Source organism: Micromonospora sp. SL1-18 (assembly GCF_047921505.1).
Lineage (GTDB): Bacteria > Actinomycetota > Actinomycetes > Mycobacteriales > Micromonosporaceae > Micromonospora.
This window is the reverse complement of the sequence record NZ_JBLROA010000033.1, coordinates 62,020-72,498: the sequence shown is the minus strand read 5'-3', so window position 1 is coordinate 72,498 and position 10,479 is coordinate 62,020. Positions and strand designations below refer to the sequence as shown.

Sequence of the window (10,479 nt, the reverse complement as noted above, 5' to 3'; positions counted from 1 at the left end):
GAGGCTGGACGGTCTACGACTGCCCGACGAGGAGATCCGCTTCAGCGCTTGGCCTCGTGGCTATGCTCGCACAGGCTCAGAGCATCGCGCTCCCAGTCGCTTCCTGCGAGGGCGACGGGGTAGCGGATTTCTCTGACTTGCTTGTCATCGGTCTCGGCAAACAACCGTAGCGGCAACGGCTCTGGCTGGAATGCGGTCGAGCACTCGAACCGCAGCTCGACCACGAGCTGACCGGTGCTGCCAGGGGGTAACAGCCGGGGTTGTCCGATGCTGTTTATCACGACGCCCGGCCTCTCTGCTTGAACCCCACGAACCGTGATCGGCACAGGGCCGGCGTTGATCAACATCAAATTCCCGGACAGTTGGACCGATCCCTGCGAGGCGGACGAGCCCCCCGAGTTGGTCGACTGAGGTAAGGCCACGAGTGCAACCACAGCGTTCCGCTCCCGCTGATCACGCGCGTCTCGCAGCTGGCTGACACCAAAGCCACCAAGCACAACGCCGACCAGGAACGCAGCGACGAGCCGCAGGACCATCTTCTGTCTGGCCGTGAGGCGGTCAGGAGTGGTGGTACCCGATTCCGCCGGCTGGTGATTGTGCTCGTCCAGGTCGATCACTGCATGCTCGACGACATGGGCGTCAGAATAGGGTCTGGGCATAGGGCAAGTTATCCGATGGGCAGGTAAAACGCTCGTACCGACGCGGGGGCCATCCACGGGCCAGTAACCGTGGCGCGCCAGCGCCCGATACAGACGGGTGTCAGCTGACAGCCTCCGACCCCAGCCTGACCCCAGCACGACGCCACCACCGGATGAACGGCGGCCCCGAGCCAACGGGGAGGCGAAGCGGGTGACGACGGGTGCGGGACGCTCCTACGGATCAGATGTGCCAGCCACGTGCCAGTAGCCGGTGTTCCGAAGGGGCACGGGCGGGCACGAACTGTGGCCCACTCTCCTGCCGCGAGCAGGCGTATCGGGCATCCCGGGGCGATGATCTTCGTCCTTCCAAACTGACGGTGCGGGTTCGATTCCCGTCGCCCGCTCCAATGGCCTCCGGCCCAGGTCAAGGGCTTCATCCCCCGATCCTGGGCCGGCCGTCCACTCCCCCGCTCTGATCTTGCGGGCCATCCGTGGGCCATTAGCTGCTCTGGCCGCCTTTGCGCCGGGCCTGCTTGGCGATCCGCCGGTCCATGGCCGAGGCGATCTCCCGGTCCCGCTCGCTGGTCGCGTGCTGGTAGATCAACGCCGCACGCATGCTCGCGTGCCCCATTCGCTGCATCAGCTCGCGAGTGCTCGCGCCAGAGGCTGCGGCGAGGGTGTTGCCGGTGTGCCGCAGGTCAGAGAATCGTCGAAATCTCAGACGCCGAGTACCCAGCCGACCGGACCGAACTGCGGTTCGTCACCCCACTCAAGCCCTGGCTCAAGCGCACATCAAGCGGCAACAGGCGACCAGGGCGGCAAGGAGGAAAACCATGACATCACAACTAGACACGCAAGATGAACTGTTCCTCGCAAGGGAAATCGAGATCTCGCGGCGCGCGCTGGAAGACGAAGGGAAAACCCCGTTCGGCGCCATCGTCGTCATATCGGGAACAATCGTCGGTCAAGGCACCAGCAGCGTTATCGAGCTGCGAGACCCAACAGCACACGCCGAGGTCATGGCCCTGCGCGACGCCGGCAGCAAGCTAGGGCGGCACCTGTTCGAAGACGCCGTCATGTACGCCAGCAGCGAGCCCTGCCCCATGTGCCTCATGGCCTGCTACTGGGCACGCATCCCCCGCCTGATCTTCGGAGCCAGCAGCCACGACGTAGCCACCTACGGCTTCGAAGACCTCCAGCTCTACCGCGAGGCCGCCCAACCGGCCGAGCGCCGCTCACTGCGTGAAGAGGTCGCCGAACGAGCCCTCCGGGACCAAGCCGTCGACGTACTACGCAAATGGGCCGGCATGCTGCCCTCGCCGGTCGAGCCCAAGTTCTGACGCCCTGTCTTGTCCCATCACATGCTTGATCCGGTCCCCTGCGCCATCACCTTGCCCCGGGCGGACCCGTGGAGACCACGAAAGACCCCACCTCTATGGTGGGCCGATGGCATCGGTCAAGCAGATCCAAGTCACCTTCGACTGCGCAGATCCTGAGCGCGTCGCTCGCTTCTGGTGCGAGGTGTTGGGGTACGTCGTACCGCCGCCACCGGAGGGGGTTGCTACTTGGGGCGATTTCAATCGCACGCTGCCGCCTGAGCGTCAGGGTTCAGCGTTCGCCTGCAGTGATCCCTCAGGTGTGGGTCCGCGACTGTACTTCCAGCGCGTTCCCGAAGGCAAGGTCGTCAAGAATCGGCTGCATCTTGACGTGCGGGTCGGCACCGGGCTCGTGGGTGAGGAGCGCCTGGCCGCACTTGAGGCCGAATGCGCACGACTGGTCGCGCTCGGCGCGGTACGCGTGCGACTACTGCGCGCCGATGGCGACAACGAGTCGTGCCTCGTGATGCAGGACATCGAGGGCAACGAGTTCTGTCTCGCCTGAGTGGCCGCGAACGTGGCACCTTCGCGAGTCGACTGGTGCAGTTCACCACCGCGAGGGTCGCCGTCCCGCAGCGCGCCAACGGTCCTGATCCAGAACCACCCCTTGCCCCCGAAGCCCCCGCATCCGGTGACCGCTACTGCCGGATGCCCTTGAAGGTTCCAGGGCACTAGGTATGCCTAGGCGGCCCGCGCACTCCGCTAAACCCCGCCGAGCAGTGAAGATAGGTAAGCGCTTCCGATGTGGCATCACCCTTGTCAACCGACGATTGATCCATCAACGGTTGACAAGGAGACAAGCCATGTTGATGCTCCCGGACACGATGCTGGCTCTGGCGAACGATCGTCGCCGCGAGTTGATCGCCGAGGCCGACAGGGAGCGCCTACTCACCAGCGCCCGCCGGGCCCGCCGGGCCCGTAACGCCGTGGCCGTCCGCGGACAGCCCGACGGTACCCTCGCGTCGTGCGAACCATCCGCGCGGTGAGGGCACGCCCACCGTCACCGACCGTTAGCCGCTCCAGCCTGTCTCAGCGGACATGTAAGCATCTGGTGGGACGCGAGTGCCAAGCATATGCCGGGACCGGACAAGTTCTGAACGGCCGCACTGCCGAATTGCCCTCTTAAGGATCAAGGCGGCCCGCAAGCGGGCCGCGCCGGCCGCGCTCGGCCTACTATCGGCCGGCCGATAGTTGCAGACTGCGCCAGGACCCAAGACCGATGCCTCCGGCGGGATCTTCGACAGAGATGGGGCCGCCCACCTCCACTGTGAGTCCGGGCGAAGCCGAACAGACCTGGTCCCCGATGTGCGGACTCACGGCGGAGATGGGCTCGGGCAGAGGAGCGGTTAACCGGCAGCGCCGAGGGATACCGACAAGGACAGCGGCGACGGCAGGGCCAGCGATGAGAGCCGAGCGCGGACTAACCTAACGCGGTGTCAATCGACAGCAGCGAGTTCGAGGCGTGCCGGCAGCTTTTCACCTACCGTGCGGGCATCTGGCTCTACCGGTTGGCGATCCTCTTGGCTGTTTTTCCGTGGCCGTTCCGGGCGGCGGGTGTACAGCTGATGCCCCCACAGGCGGCGGCGCCGATGGCTGCCGTTGGCTTCATCCTGATATTCGCCGGCCATCGTCTTGTTCTCCGCTCCCATCAGCGAGCGGAGTACGTCCGCGACGGCTACGACCCGTTCCGGCCGCCGGGCGGCCTGGTTGCCCGAGACGTGTTCCGCCTGACGTACTGGTAGCCGCATCGGTGCGACCAGCCTGCGGTGGTTGTGCCGGGCCGGTCAGCAGAGCGGAACGACCTGGAACCGGTCCGCGTGCCCGTTGCGTGCCCGTTGAGATGGGCGATGACGGTCAACTGCGGTCAGCTTCGGGCGTGGCGGCCAGCATGGCGACGCAGGTGAAGCCAGCTCATTGCCGAGCAGCTTCCATCCGTGTCCACACTTCCTAAACCGTGTGGCTGTACAGCCATCCGTACAGCCAAGCCGACCGACGTACTCGGTCTAAGGCGGACGGAATCCGACAGGACGAGCAGGTCAACGGCAGCCATCGGCGTCGGCCGACAGCAATCTTGATCTTTGCAAGGCGGAGGTCACGGCGCGAGGCTGCCAGCTACGGTTCGTCGACCTGTGATGACCGCTGACGACGGAGGTAACGATCACGCAGCCCGTGGAACGTCTGATTACCAAGCGTAACGCCCACCAAGGAACCAACAACGAGCGGCAGGTACGACTTCACTAAAGGAACCGCGAGCACGACGTCGGCCAACCAGATGGCCACACCAGCGAAAGCACAGATGACGAAGAGATGAAGGCCAACAGCCCACCAACCCTCGTCCTCTTCGAACCCGCGCGCCATGCTCGGCAGCATGCCATTAGCGTGCTACCCGGGCCACTCCGGTCAGAGCTGACCAGCGCCACGAGCCTGGCCTCGTCTACCTCGGTACGGGTCCCAAGCTGCCAGTTTCTGACCCCAGCCTGACCCCAGCACGACGCCAACAGCCGGCACCAGATGAACGCCGCCGGCCACGAGCCAGCGGGGAGGCGAGGCGGGTAACGGCGGATGCGGGACGCTCCTACGGATCAGAAGGTTAGGGGTTCTAGCCGACGGAGGCTGGGGACACTGGAAGGTCTACGCGTCGTCCCATCCCGAACTCCTCCGCTTCGTCGTTGGTGACCATTGCGAACGCACCGGCGGGCACCCGGTCGAGAGCTGCCACCTCTGAGGCCACCGCAAGCAAAGCCTCCTCACTGGTGCCTGTGATGAAGAAGATGTAGACGTCCCCATACTCTTCGCCGTCGTCGAACTCCTGAACGTCGCCCTGCTCATCCAGGTCGTCGAGGAAGTCCTGCACATCGTCGATCCATGGGAACTGGTACTCGTGTTCTGCGAGCCCGGGAGCCGCCACCCCCGGGACATGGATCTCAACAACCATCGTCGGCATGGGGCCATCCTCCCCGAAGCGGGTGTGACTGCCGTGACGGGCCATCCACGGGCCAGTAGCCGTGGCGTGCAGCGGTCATGAACGGGCAGGAGGGGCACTCTGCTCTACCGCCGGCCGCAGGCATTTCGGGGATGACGACCGGTTGATCGCGCTTCCAAACTGACGGTGCGGGTTCGATTCCCGTCGCCCGCTCCATGCACGAAGGCCCAGGTGGCTCGCATGATCGCGGCACCTGGGCCTTCCGCCTCTCCCCCATGTTGGATCTTGCGTGCCGTCCGCGTGCCATTCACGGTCGGGGTCGGCCATCTCCGGCGATGCGGCGGTCCATCGCCCGGGCGATCTCACGGTCGCGCTCGCTGGTGGCGGATGGGGGCAGACCGGCGGCCATTTTCAGTCGAGAGATAGAACGGTTCGCGACACGTCACGGCATGATCAAACCTGGTACTGCTGCCGCCGGCTGTCTGCCACGTATTCGGCGAAGATCTCACCGAGGACGCGCAGTGTGATCGCGGCCGAGTCATCGGCATCGCCCAAGGTATGGGCGCAAGTGACGAGCGTCTTCCAGAGTGCCCAGCCGCGCCCGCGCGCCCATGTCGCATCATCGACGGACAGTCGCTCCCGGAACGCCTGCCGGCCGTCGGCGGTCAGCAATGTCCATGCGATTGCCAGGTCACAGGCCGGATCGCCGACGCCGCACGTCCCAAAGTCGATGACAGCGGCCAACTCCCCGTCGTTGAGCAGGAGATTTCCCTGGGCGACGTCACCGTGGAACCAGGTCTGCGCTCCGTCCCAGGATGCGTCCAGTGCGTTCTTCCAGATCTCACGGGCCAGGTCGACGTCGACGTGGCCGTCCAGCGCCGTGAGCGCGCGCTGGGCTTCCCCGTCGTAGGTGCGCAGCGTGCCGCCCCGGTACCAGTTGTGCTGCCCGGGGAGGGGCCCGTCAGTGGTGTCGACGCTCTGCAAGGCCGCCAGGAATTCGGCCAGGTCGAGCGCGAATCGGCCGGGGTCGGCGATGCGGTCCGCGCTCGCAGGCTCGCCGTCGAGCCATGAGTAGATCGACCACGAGTAGGGGTAGCCCTCGCCGGGTTCCCCTTTCGCCAGTGGGACGGGGATGGGCAGCGAGAGCCGGGGAGCGAGTTCCGGCAGCCACCGGTGCTCCTTGTCGACCGCCAAGGCGTACTCGGCTGCGCTGGGCAGACGCACCGACATCCCGGAGCCGAGGTGGAAGGTCCAGTTGTCCCAGCCGCCGTTGGCTACCGGCTGAACTGGGAGGTGGGCCCACTGGGGGAACTGGTCGGTGACAAGCCGACGCACCAGTTCCGCATCGACGGCGATGCGTTGGGGAAGGGGACCGAGATGCGGTGTGTTGCTCACCGATACGTCCTTGTCTGATAAGGGAAATTCAGGGAGGGGCTATCAGCCTCCTCGGACGGAACCAGAGGACGCTTCCGGTTCTAACCAACAGTGAGGATGCGCTCGACATCCCACAAGTGGTGGTGGGCGTCGTGGGCGTTGTTGCGTGCCACGTCCTCGGCTCGCTGAGCGCCCCGGGTGGCGTGTTGCAGCACCACACCGCAGGTGAGTGCTGATTCCACGGCTTCCGCCCATGCATCAACGGCCCAGCGCAGGGACCATAAGGCGCCCGCCAGCGAGATCTCGTTGTAGTGGCGTGCCTCGGATAGAAGGTCGACCTCGTAACCTGGCACGTCGCAGACTCCTGCCAGATAGCCGCCTGCAAGGCGTTCGGCCCAGGTACGCAGGTTGTCAGTGACATGGCTGACGTACGCCGCGCTCGTCCAGGCCAGATCGGGGTGTCTCTCCTGGCCGGTCCCATCAGCTAGCCGCTTGACGTATGCATCGGGCATAGCCCGGACCACAGCTACGGCTTCTGCCGGGGTCAGCCTCCAGTCGAAGCCGCAACCCCGGCAGGGCTGTCCATAGAGGCTGGCTCCCCATTTCTCCATGGCCGTACACCCTAACCACGGGCGGGCCCTGACCAAACGTGGTTTTGGCTCCGCCCCGAACCCCGACCCTCCTCAGAGAACCGCTCCCTACCCTTGGAGCCGCTGCGCCCAGTACACCTGCTCGTCGGGCCCCATGTAGACCAGGGCCAACAGCAGGTCGGACATCGCAACCGGCGCGGTGGCCACCATCAGCTCCCAATCCGGCTCCTCCAGGTACGGAAAGAGCGCGACGAAGGTGAGCGGCGAAGCCTTCTCGTCTGCCCCGCTGAGTCTGTTGCCGTTGCTCTGCCACTCGTTGTCCCCGAAGTGCCAGGAGACCCGGCCGAGGACCAACTGGTCGCGTCCGGAGGCGAACGGGGCATGCGCCTTGTCACCGAGCGCGGCCTGAGCCTCGTCGTTGCTGACGAAACTGAGCGAGGACTTGACGGCCAGCGCTTCCGGACCGTACGGCGGATGGTTGTGCCACCACCGCCAGGCAACGACGGCGACCACCGCCAGGATGACCGCCACGGTGACCGCCACCGAGCAAGTCCTTCGCCACGTCATGCGCGACAGTGAACCACTCGATCACCAGATCCCGGAGTGACCCGATCCGACAGTTGGGAGCGCCTGTCCTGGCCGTGAACGGCGGCGGCCGCGAATGCCGGTACGCACCGCCACCCACTCGCCGGAGATCATCGGACGGCGAAGGCTGCGTACGATGCGGGGCCGGACATCCCCTCGTCGGGTGGAGGTAGCGACGGATGTCAGGCCAGCAGGACGGCTTCGCCCTTGGTATCGATCTCGGCACCTCGAACACGGTCGCGGTGCTGCGCTGGCCGGACGGGCGTACCCGGCCGTTGCTCGTGGACGGGCAGCCGATCCTTCCCTCCGGTGTGTACGCCGACGCCGAGGGCCGCCTGCACGTCGGCCGGGACGCCCAGCGGTTGGCGCAGGCCGCCCCGGACCGGTACGAGCCGAACCCGAAGCGCCGCGTCGACGAACCCGACGTCGCGCTCGGCGACCGGCGACGCACCCCGGCGGAACTGCTGGCCGCGGTCCTGCGCGGGGTCGGCGAGGCGGCGGTGGGCGCGGTCGGGTTCCTCCCGCCGGCGGTGGTCACCTGCCCGGCGACCTGGGACGCCGGGCGCCGGCAGGTGCTGGCCGACGCACTCGCGTTGGCCGGCTGGCCGCAGGCGGCCGAGCACACCATGTCCGGCCCCACCCCGCCGGGAACGCGGCTGCTGCGCGAGCCGGTGGCCGCCGCGCGCTACTACACGGAGGTGCTGCGCCGGCCGGTTCCGGTCGGCGACTCCGTGGCGGTCTTCGACTTCGGCGGTGGGACGCTGGACGTCGCGGTGGTCTGCAACGAGGGCGCCGACCCGTGGGGCGACTCGGGCTTCACCGTCGTCTCCTGCGGCGGCCTGGACGATCTGGGCGGGCTCGACCTCGACGCCGCCCTGCTGGCGCTGCTCGGCGAGCGGATCAGCGCCGCCCACCCGGCACAGTGGGCACGGCTCGTTGAGCCGGCCAACGCCACCCAGTGGCGGGACCGGCTACAGCTCGCCGAGAACGTGCGGGGCGCGAAGGAGATGCTGTCCCGCAGCACCCTGGCGCCGGTGACCGTGCCGGGAATCGAGACCGCCGTACCGCTGGCCCGGGAGGAACTGGAGCGGGTCGCGACGCCGTTGCTGCGCCGGGCGGTCGCCGAGACGCGGCGGGTGGTCCTCGCCGCCGGGCTGACCCCGGAGCGGCTGGCCGGGCTGTTCCTGGTCGGCGGGTCGTCCCGGATCCCACTCGTGGCGCGGCTGCTCCACGCCGAGCTGGGCATCGCGCCCACCGTGCTCGAGCAGCCGGAACTGCCGGTCGCCGAGGGCGCGCTGACCGACCTGCCGCTACGCCGGAACCCGGCGGCCGCCGCCCCGCTGCCGCTGGCCCACATCGGGGCCGGGCCGGGCACACCGGATGCGGGCCTCGCGGCTGCCCGGCCCGGTGTCGGCCCGGCCGGCACGATGCCACTCGCTCCGGGGGCACCACCGCCCGCCGGCACGGGCCCCGCCCCGACCGAACCCGCCAGCACGCTGCCACTCGGCACCGGCACGCCACCGCCCGCCGACGCGGGGATTCCCCGGCAGGCGGGACCGTGGCCGGGCGTACCGCAGGCGGGACGGCCGGGCGTACCCGGCTCGGGGAGGCCGGGGTCGCCGGCCGCACCGGCTCGCGGCGGCCGGCGGCGACCGGCGCTGTGGATCTCGCTCGCCGCAGTGGCGGCCCTCGCCGGGGTGGCCACCGCGGCGGTCCTCTACCTGACCCGCGACCGGCATCCCGAGCTGGACTTCCAGCCGCTGGGCAAGGGAACCCGGGTGCCGGTGGGCGAGCAGCGGCCGAGCGACATGTTCACCGCGATCGCGGGCGACCGGACCTACCTGGCCTACCCACGCGACGACCATCGGCTGGCGGTGATCGCCGTGGAGACGGCCACCGGCCGGGAGCTGTGGCAGCGGAAGAGCGGCGACGCCGCCGACCGCTGGCGCGGACTCGTCGCGCTGCCCGGCGCGGTGGGGCTCCTCGGCGACGCCTCGGGGAGCGGTACCCGGCGGCTCGAGGTGCTCGACGCCGGCTCCGACGACCGCCGATGGCAGTACCCGGTGCATGAGGACGACGAACTCTTCGCCGGCGCCGAGGTGGTGGTCCTCGCCGACCGGACCGGCAAGCGGCTGGTCGGCCTCGACCTGCGCACCGGCGGCGAGCGGTGGTCCCGCTCGGACCCGACCGACGAGTACGGCAACTCGCGGACCAGCGTGTACCCGGTGACCACGGAGGAGGGCCTCGCCGGACCGGGGTTCGTCGACGGCGCGCCGCGCGACCCGGGACCGGCCCCGGTCCGGCGGCTCGTGCAGGTCAGCGCCGACCGCTCGGTCCGGCTGATCGACGTCTCCACCGGAAAAGTGGTACGCCGGCAGACCAACGTGGCCAGGCCGGACGACCTGGTCGCCGCCCACGAGGACCGGCTGTACGTGGTGGACGACAAGCTGCTGCTCGCGTACGACCTGGGGAGCCTGACGAAGCCGAGCGTGCTCTACCGGTTCCCGGACGACCGGCACCGGGCCAAGCAGCTGGTGCCGTGCGGCGAGCACCGGGTCTGCCTGCTGGAGGTGGCGAACGCCGACGAGAAGACCGCGACGGTGGTGGCCGCGACCGAGGGGAAGGACGCGCGGCACTGGGCGGCGCCGGGCATGGATCAGCTGGTGCCGGTCGGCGCGCGGGTGCTGGCCCGGCGGACGTACCCGAAGCCGGCGGCGGTTCTGTTCGGGCCGGACGGCCGGCGGGTGCTCGACGAGGACGGGGTGGCCGTCCGGGTGGACGCCGGCAACCTGCTGCTCTTCGCCGACCCGCTGAGCAGCAGTGCGGACAACCGCAGCGTGGCCGGCGTGGGCGCGGACTCCGGCAAGGTGGTGCCGCTGGGCGACCTCAAGGACGTACGCGGCGAGTCCTGCTCGTGGAACACCGAGGTGATCGCCTGCGGGTCGGCCAAGGAGTTCGTGCTGTACCACTTCGTCGCCTGATCGCCCGCGGCC

The 10,479-nt window shown here is 68.5% G+C and carries 12 protein-coding genes; 5 read left to right on the top strand and 7 right to left on the bottom strand.

Going from position 1 to position 10,479, the window contains the following annotated elements:
• Positions 1-41: 41 nt before the first annotated feature.
• Together ACNAW0_RS17805 and ACNAW0_RS17800 are read right to left on the bottom strand one after the other, a co-directional pair.
• Entirely contained in the window at positions 42-617 is a 576-nt protein-coding gene (locus tag ACNAW0_RS17805; RefSeq protein ID WP_416289000.1) for a hypothetical protein, read from the bottom strand.
• A 520-nt stretch (positions 618-1,137) separates the two neighbouring features.
• Positions 1,138-1,254: an integrase gene (locus ACNAW0_RS17800; protein WP_416288999.1), complete on the bottom strand. Its 117-nt coding sequence runs from the start codon at positions 1,252-1,254 to the stop codon at positions 1,138-1,140.
• Between the two features lie 217 nt (positions 1,255-1,471).
• Between ACNAW0_RS17800 and ACNAW0_RS17795 the strand changes: the two genes are divergently transcribed.
• The 4 genes from ACNAW0_RS17795 to ACNAW0_RS17780 all read left to right on the top strand — a co-directional run bounded on the left by ACNAW0_RS17795 (position 1,472) and on the right by ACNAW0_RS17780 (position 3,756).
• Positions 1,472-1,978: a nucleoside deaminase gene (locus tag ACNAW0_RS17795; RefSeq protein WP_416288998.1), complete on the top strand. Its 507-nt coding sequence runs from the start codon at positions 1,472-1,474 to the stop codon at positions 1,976-1,978.
• A gap of 106 nt (positions 1,979-2,084) precedes the next feature.
• The gene (locus ACNAW0_RS17790) at positions 2,085-2,519 is read left to right on the top strand and encodes a VOC family protein (RefSeq protein ID WP_416288997.1); all 435 of its coding nucleotides are present in this window, start codon (positions 2,085-2,087) and stop codon (positions 2,517-2,519) included.
• Between the two features lie 298 nt (positions 2,520-2,817).
• Complete coding sequence (locus tag ACNAW0_RS17785; RefSeq protein WP_416288996.1) at positions 2,818-3,000, top strand: hypothetical protein; 183 nt, start codon at positions 2,818-2,820, stop codon at positions 2,998-3,000.
• A gap of 447 nt (positions 3,001-3,447) precedes the next feature.
• Positions 3,448-3,756: a hypothetical protein gene (locus ACNAW0_RS17780; protein WP_416288995.1), complete on the top strand. Its 309-nt coding sequence runs from the start codon at positions 3,448-3,450 to the stop codon at positions 3,754-3,756.
• Positions 3,757-4,126: 370 nt separating this feature from the next.
• Here the strand turns inward: ACNAW0_RS17780 and ACNAW0_RS17775 are convergent, their stop codons facing one another.
• From ACNAW0_RS17775 to ACNAW0_RS17755, 5 genes are all read right to left on the bottom strand, one after another.
• Positions 4,127-4,384: a hypothetical protein gene (locus tag ACNAW0_RS17775; RefSeq protein WP_416288994.1), complete on the bottom strand. Its 258-nt coding sequence runs from the start codon at positions 4,382-4,384 to the stop codon at positions 4,127-4,129.
• A gap of 229 nt (positions 4,385-4,613) precedes the next feature.
• Positions 4,614-4,958, bottom strand: coding sequence for a hypothetical protein (locus ACNAW0_RS17770; RefSeq protein ID WP_416288993.1), 345 nt, complete (start codon positions 4,956-4,958; stop codon positions 4,614-4,616).
• 432 nt (positions 4,959-5,390) lie between these two features.
• The gene (locus tag ACNAW0_RS17765) at positions 5,391-6,332 is read right to left on the bottom strand and encodes an aminoglycoside phosphotransferase family protein (RefSeq protein WP_416288992.1); all 942 of its coding nucleotides are present in this window, start codon (positions 6,330-6,332) and stop codon (positions 5,391-5,393) included.
• 80 nt (positions 6,333-6,412) lie between these two features.
• A complete protein-coding gene (locus tag ACNAW0_RS17760) occupies positions 6,413-6,823 on the bottom strand; it encodes a hypothetical protein (RefSeq protein WP_416288991.1) in 411 nt (136 codons plus the stop codon).
• A gap of 186 nt (positions 6,824-7,009) precedes the next feature.
• Positions 7,010-7,444, bottom strand: coding sequence for a hypothetical protein (locus ACNAW0_RS17755; protein WP_416288990.1), 435 nt, complete (start codon positions 7,442-7,444; stop codon positions 7,010-7,012).
• A gap of 221 nt (positions 7,445-7,665) precedes the next feature.
• On the opposite strand from ACNAW0_RS17755, the gene ACNAW0_RS17750 reads away from it, so the two are divergent.
• Complete coding sequence (locus ACNAW0_RS17750) at positions 7,666-10,467, top strand: Hsp70 family protein (RefSeq protein WP_416288989.1); 2,802 nt, start codon at positions 7,666-7,668, stop codon at positions 10,465-10,467.
• The last annotated feature ends 12 nt before the right edge of the window (positions 10,468-10,479 follow it).